17 protein-coding genes are annotated in these 17,808 nt (G+C 38.3%); 7 read left to right on the top strand and 10 right to left on the bottom strand.

The annotated features are described in order from the left end of the window. Positions 1–419: 419 nt before the first annotated feature. From KKC46_17920 to cas6, 6 genes are all read right to left on the bottom strand, one after another. On the bottom strand, positions 420–1,538 hold the full coding sequence (locus tag KKC46_17920) for a TIGR02584 family CRISPR-associated protein (protein MBU1055680.1): 1,119 nt from the start codon (positions 1,536–1,538) through the stop codon (positions 420–422). A gap of 70 nt (positions 1,539–1,608) precedes the next feature. Beyond that, on the bottom strand, positions 1,609–3,045 hold the full coding sequence (locus KKC46_17915) for a putative DNA binding domain-containing protein (protein ID MBU1055679.1): 1,437 nt from the start codon (positions 3,043–3,045) through the stop codon (positions 1,609–1,611). Positions 3,046–3,073: 28 nt separating this feature from the next. Next, entirely contained in the window at positions 3,074–3,229 is a 156-nt protein-coding gene (locus tag KKC46_17910) for a hypothetical protein (protein MBU1055678.1), read from the bottom strand. 380 nt (positions 3,230–3,609) lie between these two features. After that, the gene (locus tag KKC46_17905; protein MBU1055677.1) at positions 3,610–3,936 is read right to left on the bottom strand and encodes a nucleotidyltransferase domain-containing protein; all 327 of its coding nucleotides are present in this window, start codon (positions 3,934–3,936) and stop codon (positions 3,610–3,612) included. Further along, on the bottom strand, positions 3,915–4,304 hold the full coding sequence (locus KKC46_17900; protein ID MBU1055676.1) for a HEPN domain-containing protein: 390 nt from the start codon (positions 4,302–4,304) through the stop codon (positions 3,915–3,917). Before KKC46_17900 ends, KKC46_17905 begins: the two co-directional genes overlap by 22 nt. A 118-nt stretch (positions 4,305–4,422) precedes the next feature. After that, a complete protein-coding gene (cas6, locus tag KKC46_17895; protein MBU1055675.1) occupies positions 4,423–5,358 on the bottom strand; it encodes a CRISPR system precrRNA processing endoribonuclease RAMP protein Cas6 in 936 nt (311 codons plus the stop codon). Between the two features lie 197 nt (positions 5,359–5,555). Between cas6 and hemL the strand changes: the two genes are divergently transcribed. The 3 genes from hemL (at position 5,556) to mpl (ending at position 9,434) form a co-directional block, all read left to right on the top strand. Next, positions 5,556–6,848: a glutamate-1-semialdehyde 2,1-aminomutase gene (hemL, locus tag KKC46_17890; protein MBU1055674.1), complete on the top strand. Its 1,293-nt coding sequence runs from the start codon at positions 5,556–5,558 to the stop codon at positions 6,846–6,848. A gap of 136 nt (positions 6,849–6,984) precedes the next feature. Beyond that, on the top strand, positions 6,985–7,905 hold the full coding sequence (gene htpX, locus KKC46_17885) for a zinc metalloprotease HtpX (protein MBU1055673.1): 921 nt from the start codon (positions 6,985–6,987) through the stop codon (positions 7,903–7,905). A 104-nt stretch (positions 7,906–8,009) separates the two neighbouring features. Then, positions 8,010–9,434, top strand: a complete 1,425-nt coding sequence (mpl, locus tag KKC46_17880) for a UDP-N-acetylmuramate:L-alanyl-gamma-D-glutamyl-meso-diaminopimelate ligase (protein ID MBU1055672.1) — start codon at positions 8,010–8,012, stop codon at positions 9,432–9,434. Positions 9,435–9,613: 179 nt separating this feature from the next. On the opposite strand, the gene KKC46_17875 is transcribed toward mpl, so the two are convergent. After that, on the bottom strand, positions 9,614–9,856 hold the full coding sequence (locus tag KKC46_17875) for a hypothetical protein (protein ID MBU1055671.1): 243 nt from the start codon (positions 9,854–9,856) through the stop codon (positions 9,614–9,616). Between the two features lie 330 nt (positions 9,857–10,186). Between KKC46_17875 and glnD the strand changes: the two genes are divergently transcribed. The 4 genes from glnD to glnA all read left to right on the top strand — a co-directional run bounded on the left by glnD (position 10,187) and on the right by glnA (position 16,213). Beyond that, positions 10,187–12,841: a [protein-PII] uridylyltransferase gene (gene glnD / locus KKC46_17870; protein MBU1055670.1), complete on the top strand. Its 2,655-nt coding sequence runs from the start codon at positions 10,187–10,189 to the stop codon at positions 12,839–12,841. A gap of 131 nt (positions 12,842–12,972) precedes the next feature. Next, positions 12,973–14,187, top strand: a complete 1,215-nt coding sequence (locus tag KKC46_17865) for an ammonium transporter (protein ID MBU1055669.1) — start codon at positions 12,973–12,975, stop codon at positions 14,185–14,187. A 28-nt stretch (positions 14,188–14,215) separates the two neighbouring features. After that, positions 14,216–14,554, top strand: a complete 339-nt coding sequence (locus KKC46_17860; protein ID MBU1055668.1) for a P-II family nitrogen regulator — start codon at positions 14,216–14,218, stop codon at positions 14,552–14,554. 246 nt (positions 14,555–14,800) lie between these two features. Then, complete coding sequence (gene glnA / locus KKC46_17855) at positions 14,801–16,213, top strand: type I glutamate--ammonia ligase (GenBank protein ID MBU1055667.1); 1,413 nt, start codon at positions 14,801–14,803, stop codon at positions 16,211–16,213. Between the two features lie 211 nt (positions 16,214–16,424). On the opposite strand, the gene KKC46_17850 is transcribed toward glnA, so the two are convergent. From KKC46_17850 to KKC46_17840, 3 genes are all read right to left on the bottom strand, one after another. Then, positions 16,425–17,192, bottom strand: a complete 768-nt coding sequence (locus KKC46_17850) for a glucose 1-dehydrogenase (GenBank protein ID MBU1055666.1) — start codon at positions 17,190–17,192, stop codon at positions 16,425–16,427. Between the two features lie 60 nt (positions 17,193–17,252). Then, positions 17,253–17,480: a hypothetical protein gene (locus tag KKC46_17845; protein MBU1055665.1), complete on the bottom strand. Its 228-nt coding sequence runs from the start codon at positions 17,478–17,480 to the stop codon at positions 17,253–17,255. A gap of 144 nt (positions 17,481–17,624) precedes the next feature. Further along, the coding region (locus KKC46_17840; GenBank protein ID MBU1055664.1) for an NAD(P)/FAD-dependent oxidoreductase at positions 17,625–17,808 on the bottom strand (184 nt) is incomplete at its 5' end.

The raw sequence follows: 17,808 nt of genomic DNA, 5'->3' as shown, positions 1-17,808 counted from the left end.
ACATATTCTTTTCGATTTCCTGTATCATATCGATCTAACAATATTTGTTCTAAATTACAGAAAGCTTATTTTCTTTTCAACTGCTGCAACATTGCCATTACTTACCATATCCACGAATCTTTTCTTTTATTGTGAATTTTAAATTTCTCGCAGAGCCCGCAGAGGTCTCAAAGTCATTGTTTAATCTTGCTGTACGTTCGTTGTTTTTCTTTTATGGCAAAACCTATTTTACGCTTCGGTTTTTCCGGAGGCGTCATTAGTTCTTTAATTGCCTGAAAAATAATTTGAATCTGCTCATCGTGCCCTTCCAGTTTCTGTTCAAACTTGATATTCCAAAATGGAACTTCAAGTTTGAAAATTCGTCTTTTGTAAGTGTAAACATAAAATCCGAAGGGAAACGGTCTATATTTATGTTCATTTCAACACACAAACTCCATTTTATCCTTATCCATCAAAATTCCGTACTTTACTCCCGGCCTTTGCCCGATGGATGCTATTTCAATATCTTTTAAAGCGTATGGGCCAAATTTGTTGAGTAGGGTTTTTCTTATCTTTGACTTAAAAGAGTTGAAATTATTATTATCCAGGCCGGTAATGCCGCTGTCGCTCATTTCCTCAATCGGTCTGGTTTTGCAAAGTTTTTTGTATATTTCAGTAATCCTGTTTTGATTATTAAATATTGTCTGAATATCCACGAAACAATCTCTGCATGCACCGCAGCTTTTTTTCTGACATTCATTTTTACGCAAGGCAAAAAAGGCATAAAGAGCAAGATGGGCAGGCATAATGTCCTGTTCCAGGTTTTTATATAATATCTTCTTTGATTTTAGGCTTACCGTGAGCTTTGTTTCATCTTCTTTTATCAATGAAAGCATAAGCGCTCCGGGAGATTTGGGCTCTTTGAGAAAATCCTTTGACAGTTTTTCCCTTATAGATATGAAGGGAACGGAAATAAGATTTATCTGTGCATACTTTGTACTCTTGTAATATACCTGCCCGTTTTTATCTTTTAGTTCAATTTCTTCGGAATGTTTCGGAGGAAAATAGAAATTACGGTTGCTTTCAAATTCCGGGGAAACCAGTACATGATACAACCTGTCCTGCGGCCTTCCATAAAATTGCGCAGCAAGCGTAAGGCAGGCGCTCATAGTTTTTCTGCCACCTGCTATTGAAAAAAATACCGCTGTTTCAGATTCTCTCGTGAATTTAAATGCAAGCTCAAAACATTGTTGTAAAAGATACTCATTATCCGATTCGCTGATAATGTCATCTATTTCAACACCATGACTGTCGCTGATTACATGGATATTTTCATAACCGAAATCAATGGTATCAGGGTCAATCTCGTATTCACTTAAATATTTATGATAATAACCATTGCCTCCGGCCAGAAGATCAGCAAAAACTATATCTCTTCCGTTTCGTGTGGTTATTACATGCAAGGCATGCACCTCACGGCCGTTTTGATGCAGAGCATACAAGGTCTCGGTAATTACCTGCGTGCTTAAACCAACAACTGAAAGCAGTATATTTTTCATTTCGATTTTGTATGAGTTAACTCAATAAGGTTTTAAAGAAAAGCGGAACACCCAACGTAAGCCGCATATCTCAATTCTCACTCCTTCCAGCCTTATTCAAAAACATTCGCCCTTTTTCTGTCCGCCGGTATTTCTGCTTGCTGCTTCGGGGTTTGTCTGGAATTGTTCGCTCAATTAATTCAGCTTCGAGCAGCGGATTAAGATAGTTTTTTTGAAATGTTTTCCAATGTTTTAGTTCAAGCAACTCCATAATTTCAGATGCTTTTCGAGGTTCTTGACAATAGTTCAAAACTTGTGCGGTAACTTGTGCGGTAACTTGTGCGGTAACTTCATCCTCGGCTTGGTCGGTAAATCCTGCAGGAGCTACCTGACCAGCCTGCTTATAAATCGTAACCCTGAAGCCGCCGCTAAATTCCTCAAAGCGGGGTTCCGGCAACCCATAGTTTCTAAATCCTGTAAGGATCCGGCGGATGCCTGTACCATATTTTTCTATCAACCCGACTTCCTTAAACATATCTGCAATCTTTCTGTTTCGGATAACTGAGATATATTCTCCTTTAAGAAGTTTTCCCACGGTAAGTCCTTCAGGAAGCCCGCCGGGGTTGAAAAATTCTATTTGATTATCATATATTTTAACGACCGAATCTGATGAGCTGGAATAATCGCGATGTACAATGGCATTGACAACAATTTCACGCAGGGCATCGAGCGGATAGTCCCAGCGTTCTTCTCTTTGCGGCTTGCCTGTAATAATATAGGCTTTATTTATATGCTTTTTGATAAAGTCCATTGTGCCATCCACTTCGGTAAAAAGATCCGTTTTAAGCCTCGCACCGTCCTTGATAATAGTGGGTGTCTGGAAACGACCAAGTTCAATACTGCTCAGACTTGATTCGCCGGCCATGAAGAGAAAAAAAGCGGCGCGTGTAATTCTTCCATCTTTTAAAAGCTCGAATTTGTGCAAAACCTTTATCGGATTATCGAGAACCGGAATCTCACGGGATCGGTTAATGCGGTCAATGAAAATCTGTACCTTTTGTAAAGAGATGTCTTTTTCCGAATGAAATTCGTCTATGTAATAATCCCAACTTACATTGAATGTTTTGAGATGTTCATTCACAACTTCTGTTATGTTCATCTGGTGATTGGCATTTTTGACTCGCTTGAAATATCTTCCTTTGCATGCCACAGGTTTAATTGGATATTCCGATATAGATAAAGAAACAACCATTTTGTCTTTAAAGGGAATGACATCAACATCCGGGATAAGAGTGTTTGAAGTGCTCAGCTTAACCTGATTGACCCAGTTCTGGACAGTCTCTTTACCGATCTTAACACCGGTGATTTCGCCTGTATTAGAAACGCCAATAAAAACGATGCCTCCACGGGTGTTGGCAAAGGCGCAAAGGGTTTCAACAGTTTCACGGTCAAAAGTCAATTTGAACTCTACTGTCGCCGACTCTCCCCGTTTAATTGTTGCAAGAAACTTCTTTTCGGTTGATATCATAACACAATTTCCATTATATTCTTATCTATCATACTAGAAGATCAGCAAAAACTATATCTCTTCCGTTTCGTGTGGTTATTACATGCAAGGCATGCACCTCACGGCCGTTTTGATGCAGAGTATACAAGGTTTCCGTAATTACCTGCGGACTCAATTCTACTACTGATAGAAGTATATTTTTCATTTCAATATTTCATCCTGAAAACAAAAAGCCCCGTACTTCAATTACCTGAAGTACGGGGCTTTATTATATCCAGTCATATTAAATCCTTCTGAGAGTATAAACTAAAAAGAGATAAGGGATTACTTATTCCGGAAAACACAAACAATAAAATGAGCAATAGGACAGGAAATTGGCTACCACTTTGTTTTTATTAAAGCAACAGGATTATTTGAAAAAGGTTATATGTGAGGTATGCCGCAGGCGTGAGGGAGACGAAGCGTTAAGTGTTATAAAATATGAACCTCATCATCCGAGAAACTTCTCCCGTTCTAATAATTCTGATTACCCTTAAGTTCGAATCCGGCCAAAACGGTTTTAAAATGCATAATTTTTATTATGAGCTAAATAGTCACTCCGTATTTTTTAATTTCCTGTACAAGTGTGCTGTATCGGTCATCAAGATCTTGAGGAGAAAAAGGTAAAGGCTCGATGTGCGAATCTATCTCAAGAGCCAGTTTACGCAGAAGCATCATTTCTTTTAAATTGTCTTGTCCGAACTGTGAAGAAATTACTGCTAAATCAAGATCGCTTTCCAGGTTAGCCGTTCCTTTTGCATGAGATCCAAAAAGGATTACTTTTGACACTTTAATCCCTTTTTGCTTAAGGAGCTTTTTATATTTATTGATTGAATCAATCTCTTTTTTGCCTAAAGGTTTTTGTTTAACCATATTAAAATCTTTCTCGTTTTATTAACATATTTTGCAGTAAATCTTTTATTAGCCTTTTTATAGAAACTGAATTTATAATCATCATATCTTGCTTCGATATTAAAAATACTGATCTCCGCAAGTTCATTCTTTTTTTTATCGGACAATTCAATTACTGCTTTTTCTGCCAAGCGAACCAGATCGTGCAGAAGAGGAGGCGCTTCTTGTGTTTTTTTCACAATTATTGCTTTTAGAATTTTTTCTATACTCAAGTGACAGAAAAACAACGCATGATGATACCTCATATTCTCAAAAAGAATTTCTGCGGTTTCAAAATCCTGTTTAGAAGCCGCAGACCAATATTTGATTATTTTTTGTTCTTTATTCATGGTTGCCAGTATAAGTTAATTTTTGCAATTTTGCCATGAAAATTATCGTGTTGTTTGTTGATTTAACTTAACACTTAACACCTAACACTTTACACCCTATACTTATACCTGACACATTCTAAATTTCAATTCCTATCTTTCCAAGCCCGAACGTGGTTTGTTTGCCTATATGCACTTTCTCACAAAATTCAATTAGATGCAGATATTCTGCAATCCTGCCTTCATATGTGATTGAACCTGCGATTCCTCCCATGAGCATTTTCTGATCCTGCCGATTGGAGTAACGCTTCCAGTCGAACCATGAAAGATCTTCTTCTACAATCCGGATATTTTTTGCTCTTTCAACAAGACCGCGATAGTCAAGAGGAGGTTCACCGTTATCATAAAAAGTATAAAGAGAAGAAATTCTTCTTAACATGGCGCGTACAAGAACATGGAAGGGAAGGTCGGCTTTGAGATGATTTTCAAATTTTAATCTTAGCGGTGTTTCAAGAACAAGTTTTATACGAAAAACTGAACCATCATTTCCGGCATGATCCTTTAATATTAATTCTTCCGCTTCTTCGGATTTAACAAGTGAGCGGTCTTTATCCGAATAGATTATGCCGTTATTGTCTTTTACTTCTTTAAGACAAAAAACACCTCTGTTCTCCCCGATTCTTTTTCCGATGCCGGTATTTCCTATCTGATCAAAAGCATAAATAAAATAGGCGAGGCTGTTGTTTACATTTCCAAATAACAGAAGATTAAAATCAAATGACGAGCCTTTTTTATACATGGTTTCATTTGATATGGGAGGTTCTATCACAAAAGGATTGGGAGGCGTGGAAATCCTCAGTCCGTCCGGAACTTTTACTGCATGCTTTGTCTCAAAAACAAGAGTGTATATACAGCGTTCTTTTAAAAGACAATCTTCGCACTCCTGTCTTTTTAACGCACAAACCACCTTTTTTAAGGCATGTCCGAAAATTCCCCGAAATGTTGAGCCTTTATATGGAGGTAGTATTGCATCGCTTTCAAAACAGCATTTAAAACCGTATTTTCCGTATTGCATTTTAATGCCCTGTTTTTGCTTTATGGTTCTATGATATATAATTGACGGCTTTGAAAAAAATATTATTATACTTTTGAAACTGGCTCTTTTTATAAAGCTGTCATGCTTTAATATTTTGACTATAAGCTGAACATAACTTATATTACCATATTATTAAATTAAAAATTTAACAGACCTTAAAAGGATGAAAATATATTTTGAAAAGAGAATATTCCAAAAAGCTTTTTGATAAGGCAAAAAAATTAATCCCAGGTGGTGTGAACAGTCCGGTACGTGCATGCAAATCCGTCGGATCGGAGCCGGTTTTCATAAGCCGGGCCGATGGGGCAAGAATTTTTGATGAAGATGGAAACGAATATATAGATTATATCGGTTCATGGGGGCCTATGATTCTTGGCCACAGACATCATGCTGTTGTTTCTGCGATAAATTTGGCTCTAAAAAACGGAACCAGTTTCGGAGCGCCTACCATTTTAGAAATTAAACTTGCAGAAATGATTATTGATGCCGTACCTTCTGTAGAAATGGTGCGGATGGTTAATTCCGGAACCGAAGCCACAATGAGTGCTATCAGGCTTGCAAGGGGTTTTACCGGAAGAGATATGATTATAAAGTTTGACGGTTGTTATCACGGTCATTCCGATGCACTGCTTGTTGAAGCCGGATCAGGCGTTGCCACTCTTGGAATTCCCGGAAGTCCCGGAGTCCCGGAATCTTTTGTTTCATCAACATTATCCCTTCCTTTTAATGATATTAAAAGTGTTGAAGAAGCTATGGAAAAATACGGCTCGCAAGTTGCCTGCATAATAGTAGAACCTGTTGCCGGAAATATGGGACTTGTGCTTCCTTGCGATGGATTTTTAGAAGCCTTAAGAAAGCTTACCATAAAATACAGCAGTCTTTTAATATTTGATGAAGTAATGACCGGTTTCAGGGTTGCTTACGGTGGTGCGCAGTCCGTGTATGGAGTTGTGCCTGATTTGACATGCCTTGGGAAAATTATCGGAGGAGGTCTTCCTGTAGGGGCATATGGCGGAAAACGTGAGATAATGGAACATATTGCTCCCCAGGGGCCGGTTTACCAGGCCGGCACACTGTCAGGCAATCCTCTTGCCATGGCCGCAGGTATAGCAACTTTAACCGAGCTTAAAAAACCCGGTTTTTATGAATCATTAAACGCCAATTCGGAAATGCTTGCTAATGGACTTGTGGAAGCTGCAGAAAAAGCGGGAATAAAAGTATCTGTTGCAAGATCAGGCTCCATGCTTGGCATGTTTTTTACGGAAGATAAGGTTATTGATTTTGAAAGCGCAAAAAAAAGCGATCTTAAGATGTTTGCGGCTTATTATAAAAAGATGCTTGATAATGGAATTTATCTTGCCCCTTCACAGTTTGAGGCGTTGTTTGTTTCATATTCTCACAGCGAAGATGATATAGAACAAACTATTAACATGGCAGCTAAGGCAATGTTGCAATCAAAAGAAAAATAAAACTGATCGGGTTCAGGGTTCAGGGCTCAAGGGTTCAAGGTCCACGGTTTAAGGGTTCAAGACAACCAACTGTGAACTATGAATTGTGAACCATTGGTATGGCAACCTGAGTACACTATTTGAAGGATTATCAGCTATGGGAAATAACGTAAGAACCGTAGTGTTGCTTGCCGTATTGACGGCATTTATTATCTGGATTGGTCAGATAATGGGGGGTGTGCATGGAATGGTTATAGCACTTATCCTTGCAGCAGCAATAAATTTTATCAGCTACTGGTTTTCCGATAAGATTGTATTAAAGATGTATAAGGCAAGGCAAGTTACCTCAAGTGATGTGCCTCTTGTATATGAGATAGTAAAAAAGCTTACGGCTCGTGCCGGACTGCCGATGCCGAAGGTTTATTTAATACCCGAAGAATCGCCGAATGCTTTTGCCACAGGAAGAGATCCCGAGCATGCGGTTGTTGCTGTTACAAAAGGCCTTGTTAATCTGATGAATAAAGAAGAGCTTGAAGGTGTTATTGCTCATGAACTATCACACATAAAAAACAGAGATATCCTGATAAGCTCTATTGCGGCAACACTTGCAGGTGCTGTTATGGTGCTTGCCAATATGGCCCGGTTTGCAGCTATCTTCGGCGGCCATAGAAGTGATGACAGCAATCATGGAGGTGGCTTTATCTCGCTTATACTCATGTCGATTGTGGCTCCTGTTGCAGCTGCGATTATACAGATGGCAATATCGCGCTCCAGAGAATTTTTGGCAGATTCCACAGGAGCGGTTATCGCCGGTAATTCAAACGGACTTGCAGGAGCTCTCACAAAACTCGATGCCTATTCCAGAAAGCTTCCTATGGATGCAAATCCTTCAACAGCTCATATGTTTATTGTAAATCCGCTGTCAGGAAAAAGTCTGATTTATCTTTTTTCAACTCATCCTCCGCTTGAAGAAAGAATCCAGCGCCTTGGAGGTAGCATTCCCGGAACAAACAATTATGATTTAAAGACAAATACTGCCAAGCAAGAGGCTAAAGACTTCTGGAAAAATATTTCTTAGGTTAGAACAGAGACTGATTAAAAGAAGTTATATCAACCGGACGGGGTGAATTAAATTCCTACCTTATCTTTAAGGTAAATATTTTGTTTAAAGGATTATTTGAATTGCCGGATTTATATAAAAATAAAATTCCCGAAAAAATAAAAAAAATTCATTTAATTGCTGTATGCGGAACCGGAATGGGAGCGCTTGCATGCATGCTCAAAGACTTGGGCTATGAAATAACAGGTTCTGACGATAAGATATATCCTCCTATGAGCGATTTTCTTGCAGAAAAAGGAATTGCTCTTATGCAGGGTTTTAGCTCCGATAATCTTTCTTATAAACCTGATCTTGTTATTGTAGGAAATGCGGTTAGAAGAGAAAATCCCGAAGCAGTCAAAATGGCAGAAATGGGTTTATATTACTGTTCCATGCCCCAGGCCTTAAACCGGTTTGCAGCAGAAGGTAAAAACAGCCTCATTGTTACAGGTACTCATGGAAAAACAACAACAACATCCATACTGGCATGGGTGCTTTACAAAGCAGGTCTTGATCCATCCTTTATGATAGGTGGCATTACAAAAAACTTTAACAGCAATTACAGGATAGGGAAAGGGAAGTATTTTGTTGTGGAAGGCGATGAATATGACACCGCTTTTTTCGATAAAGGGCCCAAGTTTCTTCATTTTGACCCGTTAATAGCAATCCTTACAAGTATAGAATTTGATCATGCCGATATATTCAGAGATCTTGATCATGTGAAAGAAACTTTCGGCAAAATGATAGAAAAGATATCTCCGGATAGCAGGCTTATATCATTTGATACTGATGATAATATCAAATCCCTTTTAGGGAAAAGTAATTGCAGAGTAGAGCAGTACGGGAAAAACAGCGCTTCCGATTGGAAGCTTGGTTCATTTAAAATTGAATCGCCCTGGACGTTTTTTGAGGTAATGAAAAAAGAAAAGACTTTCGGGACATTTAAAACAAAACTTGTAGGGGAGCATAATTTGTTAAATGCTCTTTCGGTAATTGCTGCTGCCGATAGTCTCTATATCCCGGTTGATACAATATATGAAGCTCTTGAAACATTTGAGGGAATAAAAAGAAGGCAGGAAGTGCGCGGAGAAAAACAAGGCATTACGGTAATGGATGATTTTGCCCATCATCCAACTGCCGTAAAAGAAACAGTGAAAGCTCTAAAACCTTTTTACCCTAAAGGGCGGCTGATTGCTGTATTTGAGCCTAGAACAAATTCAAGCATGCGAAAGGTTTTTCAGGATGTATATCCACTGTCATTTGATGATGCTGATATCATTTGTATAAGCAAACCACCTCTTCTTGAAAAGATACCTTTTGATGAAAGATTTTCTTCCGAAAAACTGGTAGAGGATCTTAAGATAAAGGGAAAAGACGCTTATTTTTTCAACAACACGCAATCCATAATTGATTTTCTTGTAAAAACAGCAAAATCAGGCGATCTTATCCTTATAATGTCAAACGGAGGTTTTGAAAATATTCATGAAAGGTTACTGGCCGCTCTTTAAGGAATAATGTGAATGACAATAAATAAGGAAGGAAAATATATTCTTTGCCCCAAAAAGGGAAATCCCAAAAAACACACTTTTGTATGTCAGCAATGTCGTTATCGTAATAGTTGCAAGTCATATCAAAGATATCTTCAACCCGAATTGCCTTTTCGTTCATATCGAACAGTGAAAAGGGATTAATCGCATTCAATCATAATACCGCAGCCATCACACCGATAGATGGTTTTGGCATTTTCTGGAGACTTTACTTCTTCAAAATCATAATGTTTTTTACCTTGTGCCTCAAAACATTCCGGACAGTATCCATCCTCAAGTTCATCAGTCTTTAGCGTCAAATGGCAATGAACGCATCTGATCCGGTTGCTTTTTTGCGGTAGCAGCACAAGTATATTATGTTTGCATTCAGACATGACAGGCATTTTAGTTTACTGCTTATAATAAATCAAGAGCCTCCTTTCCTTTTTTCTGAAAGGGTTTTGGTATGTACGACTTGAAAATATGCGTTTTGCCAGGATATTCTGTGCCGGTATTAAAATAATAATGCCATATCAATAATAATCTGGTAATATCTATCATATAAAATCCCATTTCAGTTACAAATTTGTAATATAATATTACATTATTGTTCATATAAATATTTCATATGGATGCTTATATATGCATAACCATATAATATATCAATTATATCTTATCTGTAAAATTTTGGCATGGCTGTTGCTTTTTAAGTTAACGAAAAGGAAAAATTATTTATGATTATAGGCGCCAAGGAAAATTTGCATAGAATCAATATCAAGTACGAAAATGCAGCAGAGACATTGCGGCGGGAAAGAGAAAAGCTTTATTCGGAATCTCTGAAAGAATATTCGCCGGTGTTTCTCGAAAAGCATTCGAGACTTATGGATAATTATTTTTTCGAAAGTTTTGAAAAAAGTAAAATAGGGCCTGTTATGGCGATTGCTGGGAACCCTTTTGCAATAATTGCTCTTGGCGGTTACGGCCGTGAAGAACAATGCCTTTTTTCAGATGTTGATCTTCTTTTCCTTTTCGAAAACAAAATTCCTGAACATACCGAAAAGCTTATAAAGGAGGTTGTATATCCTTTATGGGATATTGGCCTTGAGGTTGGCTATGCAACACGTTCTTTGAAAGAATGCATCAGCCTTGGCGGAAGTGATTATCAGGTACTTACATCGATGCTGGATGCTCGTTTTGTATGCGGGATGTCATTTCTGTATTCAAGACTTATGGAACAGCTTCATAACAAAATTCTTAAGAAAGACTCCAGGTGTATTATCAAGTGGCTTGTTGAAAGCAATTCATTACGCCATCAGCGTTTCGGTGATTCAGCTTATATGCTTGAGCCCAATATAAAGGAAGGTCAAGGGGGGCTAAGAGATTATCATACCATTCTCTGGATAGCGCGTATTATCTCCGATATTAAAAAACCAAGAGATCTTGAATACTATGGTTACCTATCCCACAATGAGTTCAATGATCTTTCGGAATGCCTTTCTTTTGTATGGCATGTAAGAAACCGACTGCACCGCCTTGCAGCGAGAAAATGTGACCAGTTGTATTTTGAATACCAGACAAAATTGGCCAATGCATTAAAATTCAAGCTGGAAAACGGCCATAAGCCTGTGGAGAGATTTTTAGGAGAACTTCACGGCAAAATGGAATTTATAAAACAGCAGCTTAAGATGTTTCTCTATGAATTCGGCTATGATAAAAAGCTGCTACGCAAAAGAAAGCTTTTAAAACAAACAAAAGCAGATGGTCTTGAAGTAACACAAAGAGGATCACTTAATTTTACTTCGTCCGAAAAAATACTGGCTGATCCTGAGTTGTTGATAAAAATATTTGAGGAAAGTACTAATCTTAAAATTCCATTAAGCGCTGAATCCAAAAGACTGGTAAAAGAATTTGGATACCTTATAGATGACACTTTCAGATCTTCGGGTTCGGTTATCAGGTCTTTTGAAAAGATTCTTGTTTCAGCACCTGCTTCATTTAATGTTCTTACAGAAATGTTAAACACGGGCTTTCTTGAACATTTCATTCCGGAGATTAAAGGAATAGTAAACATAATCCAGTTTAATGAATATCATATTTATCCCGTTGACAGACATTCTTTACGTACTGTTCGAACTATTAAACATTTCGGCACCAAAGATGACATAACCGGAGACTGGCTATGTGGTAATTTATACCAGGAATTGAAAAACAAAAAACTGCTTTTATGGGCAGCTCTTTTGCATGATATCGGAAAAGGAGAATCAGGGGGCGGGCATTCCAAACGCGGCGCGAAAATCGTACAGGCGATTCTTGCCAGGATGAAATTCAAACAGGATAAGATAGATACGGTTGCATTTCTTACTCAAGAACATCTTACGCTTATAAAGACTGCTACAAGAAGAGATATTAATGATGAAGAAACCGCTGTTTTCTGTGCCGGGCTGATCAAAGACACTGAACTTTTAAAGATGCTTTATCTTCTTACCGTTGCAGATTCCATAGCCACAGGACACAAGGCCTGGAACAACTGGACTTTTTCTTTATTAAGAGAATTTTTTTTAAAAGTACTAAACATAATGGAAAAAGGAGAGCTGGCATCAAGCGAAGCTTTTGGACTTATTGAAAGCAAAAAGCAAAGATTATTAAATTCTATTCGATCCGCAAAGACCGAACATGATGTTGAAAATCACATAAAAGCTCTTTCGCCAAGATATCTTCTGTCCACACCGGACCATGAGCTCTTAGAACATTACAGACTCTATAGTACTCTTGGTACATCCGAATTTGTCTGGAAAATAGAAAGTCATTTAGAATCAGATACAAGAATTGTTACTATCTGCGCCAAAGACAGGCCCGGCCTTTTTTCCAAAATAGCCGGAGTTTATACTTTAAACGGTCTTGATATATTAGATGCAAGAATCAACACATGGAAAAACGGTATCGCTCTTGATATTTTCACACTTAAGCCGCCGGCCGATCAGATATTTGAGGAAAATAAATGGGCGAAAGCCAAAGTAACTCTTGAATCGGCACTTTCCGGCAAATTGGAGCTTACCTCTGCTATCAAAGAAAAGCTCTTAGAGATATCTTATCCTAAACCGCATTTGACAGGTAAGATGCATAAAATAAATATAGATAACAACAGTTCAAGTTTTTTTACAATTATAGAGGTATTTTCATATGATTTCCCCGGGCTTTTATACAAAATTACAAATGCGTTGTTTTCGTGCAGTTTGGATATAAAACTTGCAAAAATCGCAACAAAAATAGACCAGGTTGTTGATGTTTTTTATGTGATTGATTTTGATGGGCAAAAAGTTGATTCAGAAGACCAGGTATCTTCAATCAAAGCTGCAATATCAGAGGTAATTACAAAAACGGTTTTATAAAGCTTTGTTGAAATATAACTGTAGCTATTCAGCTTTATATTTTCTTCTGTGTTATCTGAATAACTGTAAATCAATGTGTAAATCCGCCATGGATTATTGGCGAGAAAAGTTTAACGGAGGTTTGAATCATGATAAATTCGGGTGATACGGCTTTTATGCTTGTCTCAACAATGCTTGTTATGTTTATGACTCCCGGATTGGGTCTGTTTTACGGAGGGCTTGTCCGATCAAAAAATGTTCTTTCTATAATACTTCAATGTTTTATCAGCTTAGGAATAGTTTCTATAATATGGGTTTTTTATGGTTATTCGCTTGCTTTTGGGCCTGATATTCATGGTTTTATAGGTAATTTCGATTGGGCTTTTCTAAATGGGGTTGGATTTTCTCCCGGCCCCTATTCCGATAGTATACCGCACATTTTGTTTTGTGCCTTCCAACTGATGTTTGCAATTATAACACCAGCGTTGATAACAGGTGCTTATGCAGAAAGAATGAAATTTTCGGCGTTTATTATTTTTACAGTTCTTTGGACAACTTTTGTTTACTTTCCTGTCTGTCATTGGGTATGGGGTGGCGGTTGGCTTGGAAAACTTGGAGCCCTTGACTTTGCGGGGGGAACTGTAATTCATATAAATTCAGGAGCAGCAGCCCTGGTTGTTGCATTTATGATAGGAAAGCGTAAAGGTTGGGGAAAGGATGCCATAATGCCTCATAATCTTACAATGACGCTTCTTGGGACAGGGATTCTCTGGTTCGGATGGTTTGGATTTAATGCCGGCAGTTCGTTGTCGGCCGGAGGGCTTGCTTCAATGGCGCTTATTACAACTCAGCTTTCAGCAGGAGCAGCAGCGGTTTCATGGATAATGGTGGAGTGGATATATCATGGAAAACCTACTACTCTTGGAGCTGCTTCAGGTGCGCTTGCAGGACTAGTTGCAATTACTCCGGCAGCCGGTTTTGTGGGACCGGTTTCCGCGATATCTATAGGTCTGGTTGCAGGAATTATATGCTGTTTAGCGATGTCTCTTAAAAGCAAATTCGGATATGATGATGCACTTGATGTGGTAGCAGTACATGGGATAGGCGGTGTATGGGGAGCTTTTGCAACAGGTCTTTTTGCATCAAAGGCAATTAACCCGGCAGGCGCTGATGGTCTTTTTTATGGAAATCCGAAACTGGTTTTGATACAGGCAATTGGCATAGCAGCTGCTATCACCTATTCAGTGATAGTTACTATTGTGATTGTTAAGATAATAAATTATATTGTTGGCCTCAGGGTAACTGAGGAAGAAGAAATACAGGGTCTTGATGTGAATTTACATAATGAAGTTGGATATACAATGTGAAAATAAAGAATATGGAGGGTGTGGGAATATGAAAAAGATTGAAGCTATAATAAAGCCTTTTAAGCTGGATGATGTTAAAGAAGCCCTTAATGAAATCGGGGTTCACGGTATGACGGTATCTGAAGTTAAAGGATACGGCCGGCAGAAGGGCCATAAGGAAATTTATCGCGGAGCCGAATATGTAGTTGACTTTATTCCCAAGATAAAAATTGAAATTGTTGTTGAAGCTGCAATGGCGAGTAATGTGGTTGAGACAATCATCAAGGCTGCAAATACAGGGAAATTAGGAGACGGAAAGATTTTTGTGATTCCGATTGAAGGAGCTGTAAGGGTTAGAACGGGCGAAAAGGGAAAGGACGCTTTATAGATCCGGTATAATCTGTTTGATTAATTTGTTTGAGTACACACGCATCCTCTAAGTTTCTTATTTAAAAAACAATTATAGAAATGCTTTATGATTAGTACGTCTTATTTATGCCAACATTAAAATGCAATATATTGCTATATAACATATTGGTATGATGATTATTTAATCAATTTTAGGGTTGGTGCTTTATTAATATTTTTTAATCCTGATTAACAAAATAATAAATTTTATTGAAGGAGATGTATCATGAATCCAAAAGAGGTATTAAATTTTGCAAAAGAAAAAGGTGCAAAGGTTGTAGATTTACGGTTTGTTGATTTTCCAAGTCATTGGCAACATTTTACAGTTCCCTTGAGCGAACTGGATGAATCAAGTTTTGAAGACGGTTTCGGGTTTGATGCTTCAAGCATAAGAGGATGGCAGCCTATAAATGCAAGTGATATGCTTGTTATTCCTGATCCCGCAACAGCTCAAATTGATCCGTTTTATGAAGTACCAACACTTGTATTGATATGCAATATTGTAGATCCTATAACAAGGGAACCTTATTCACGTGATCCAAGATATATTGCTAAAAAAGCGGAAGCTTATCTTAAAACAACCGGTATTGGTGATACTGCGTTTTTTGGTCCTGAAGCTGAATTTTTTATTTTTGATGATATACGTTTTGATTCACAGAAAAACAGTGCTTTTTATATAATTGATTCAGAAGAAGCAATTTGGAATACAGGCAGGGATGAATGCCCGAATTTAGGATATAAACCAAGGCATAAAGAAGGTTATTTTCCCGTTCCGCCCATGGATAAATTTCAGGATCTTCGAACTGAAATGATGCTCACCCTTGAAGAGCTTGGAATAGAAATGGAATGCCAGCATCATGAAGTGGCCACAGCAGGACAGGCCGAGATTGATATGCGGTTTAAGCCTCTTACTTTAATGGGAGATCAGTTGATGTGGTTTAAATATGTGCTGAAAAATGTGGCCTACAGAAACGGCCATACAGTTACATTTATGCCAAAACCGCTTTTTGAAGATAATGGCTCCGGGATGCACGTACATGTAAGTATATGGAAAGACGGCAATACACTTTTTGCCGGTGATAAATATGCAGGCGTATCTCAAGAAGCGCTTTATGCCATTGGTGGAATCTTAAAACACTGCAAAGCTCTTTGTGCATTTACCAATCCTACAACAAATTCTTATAAAAGACTTGTTCCCGGATTTGAAGCACCAGTAAATCTTGCATATTCAAGCAGAAACAGAAGCGCTTCTGTCCGTATTCCCATGTACTCAACATCTCCAAAAGCAAAACGGATTGAATTCAGAACTCCTGATCCGTCCTGTAACGGATATCTTGCTTTTTCTGCAATTCTGATGGCTGTATTAGACGGAATTGAAAATAAGATCCATCCGGGAGATCCTCTTGACAAGAACATATACGATCTTCCGCCGGAAGAACTTGCAAATATCCCGACAGCTCCCGGCTCTCTTGATGAGGCATTAAGTGCATTAAAGGAAGATAAGGAATTCTTGTTGAAAGGCGGCGTTTTCACTCAGGATGTAATAGATAACTGGGTTGAATATAAAACTAAGCATGAAATTAATCCGGTAAGACTTCGCCCACATCCGCATGAATTTATGCTTTACTATGATATATAGCAAATAAGTCCTGAAAGCATACAACAATTCAGCGATAATTATTAAGGCTGTAAGTAAATTAAATTTATCGCTGGACTTATTATAAAAACAAGAAGGCCAAAGTCAATTATCTATGACTTTGGCCTATAATTTTGTCATTTGTTATTTAATTATTGAAATCATTATATCAGCATAAAATAACGATAAGACTACAACTTTCATCCCATTTTCATCAGCCTGGAGGAAGGCCAGGAAGCATAGTGCTGCCGATTCCGCCATCTACGCAGAATGTGGCTCCTGTTGAATATTTTGATTCATCTGATGCCAAGAAAATTATAATACCATTATAATCCGAAGGATCTGCAAGTCTTTTAATCGGAACTGCTGCTCCCATAAAAGCCATTACTTCAGGCGGCATTGCCGACTTGGCATGATCGGTCAGGGTCAAACCCGGTGCAAGGCAATTTACATTTATTCCTGCAGGGCTTAATTCCGTGGCCATTTCTCTGGTCAGCGCTATAACAGCACCTTTTACAGCAGTATAGGAAGCAGTAAGAGGAATCCCAAGAATACCCTGTGTTGATGCGATATTGATTATCTTGCCATAGCCTTTTTTTACCATTTCTCTTGCAGCAATCTGGCTGCAAAGAAATGTACCGTACAATCCTACTTCAAGAGTTTGGTGCCATAGTTCATCTGTAGTTTCCAGAAAAGGAGCGAAAGGATAAATAGCTGCGTTATTTACAAGAATATCAATTTTCCCCAATTCAGCTACAGCCTTGTCAATCGCTGCCTGTATTTCAGTTCTTTTTGTAATATCTGCTTTTATTGCCAAACATTTACGACCGGCTGCCGCAACCGCTTTAATAACATCATCCATATTATCGGCAACATCTATTACTACGATATCAGCGCCTTCTTTAGCCATAGCAACAGCCATTTCCCTGCCGATACCTACAGCCCCACCGGTTACAATGGCAACTTTATCTTTTAATCTCATATGCTCCTCCTTTTTCTCTACTTAAAAAATAGTTTAATATTTTATTAATACATCCGGTAATTATTTATCTTTTTTGTTTGCTAAAAAACCTTTTACCAGCATTACAGGCATATAAACAATAATTGAAAAAGACAACAGGCCTAAAGACTGCCAGAGATCTTTAGGTTTTACATATATGGTAGCAAGCATTGCGCCCATCATTTTTCCTTTAACTACCAGGTTCTCACCTTCGCGAGACATGGATAACATATCCATCATCTCGACTCCTTCTTTACTGTACATCTTCATGACTGCTATTCTCCCTCTTCAATCAGGATACTCTTGCTTGTTAAATCGGCCTGCCTGTATCAGCCATATACCAGCAGATATGCCACGCGGGATGTTATTCCCGCATGGCAATCTATTATTTCTTATACGGTTTGCACCGAGTAGTTATGATTTCTTTGCTGCTACCTTTTCAAAATCAATTCCAAGGTCTTCCATTACTGCCTGAACTGCTGCGCGGCCTCCACCTATAACTCCGGTTCCGGGATGTCCGCTGGCGCTGCTCAAATAAAGATTCTTTACCGGCATTCTGTAATTCCATCCGGGAAGCGGACGATTGCCGGCAGACTGC

The sequence above is a fragment of the Pseudomonadota bacterium genome (assembly GCA_018817425.1).
Classification (GTDB): domain Bacteria; phylum Desulfobacterota; class Desulfobacteria; order Desulfobacterales; family RPRI01; genus RPRI01.
This window is presented reverse-complemented; position numbering and strand designations above follow the sequence as displayed.

Excerpts from the sequence above, each read along its gene's own strand:
- KKC46_17920 (MBU1055680.1), bottom strand. The coding sequence starts at position 1,538 with ATGAAAAATATACTGCTTTCAGTTGTTGGTTTAAGCACGCAGGTAATT.
- KKC46_17915 (MBU1055679.1), bottom strand. The coding sequence starts at position 3,045 with ATGATATCAACCGAAAAGAAGTTTCTTGCAACAATTAAACGGGGAGAG.
- KKC46_17910 (MBU1055678.1), bottom strand. The coding sequence starts at position 3,229 with ATGAAAAATATACTTCTATCAGTAGTAGAATTGAGTCCGCAGGTAATT.
- KKC46_17905 (MBU1055677.1), bottom strand. The coding sequence starts at position 3,936 with ATGGTTAAACAAAAACCTTTAGGCAAAAAAGAGATTGATTCAATCAAT.
- KKC46_17900 (MBU1055676.1), bottom strand. The coding sequence starts at position 4,304 with ATGAATAAAGAACAAAAAATAATCAAATATTGGTCTGCGGCTTCTAAA.
- cas6 (MBU1055675.1), bottom strand. The coding sequence starts at position 5,358 with ATGCAATACGGAAAATACGGTTTTAAATGCTGTTTTGAAAGCGATGCA.
- htpX (MBU1055673.1), top strand. The coding sequence starts at position 6,985 with ATGGGAAATAACGTAAGAACCGTAGTGTTGCTTGCCGTATTGACGGCA.
- KKC46_17875 (MBU1055671.1), bottom strand. The coding sequence starts at position 9,856 with ATGCCTGTCATGTCTGAATGCAAACATAATATACTTGTGCTGCTACCG.
- glnD (MBU1055670.1), top strand. The coding sequence starts at position 10,187 with ATGATTATAGGCGCCAAGGAAAATTTGCATAGAATCAATATCAAGTAC.
- KKC46_17860 (MBU1055668.1), top strand. The coding sequence starts at position 14,216 with ATGAAAAAGATTGAAGCTATAATAAAGCCTTTTAAGCTGGATGATGTT.
- glnA (MBU1055667.1), top strand. The coding sequence starts at position 14,801 with ATGAATCCAAAAGAGGTATTAAATTTTGCAAAAGAAAAAGGTGCAAAG.
- KKC46_17850 (MBU1055666.1), bottom strand. The coding sequence starts at position 17,192 with ATGAGATTAAAAGATAAAGTTGCCATTGTAACCGGTGGGGCTGTAGGT.
- KKC46_17845 (MBU1055665.1), bottom strand. The coding sequence starts at position 17,480 with ATGAAGATGTACAGTAAAGAAGGAGTCGAGATGATGGATATGTTATCC.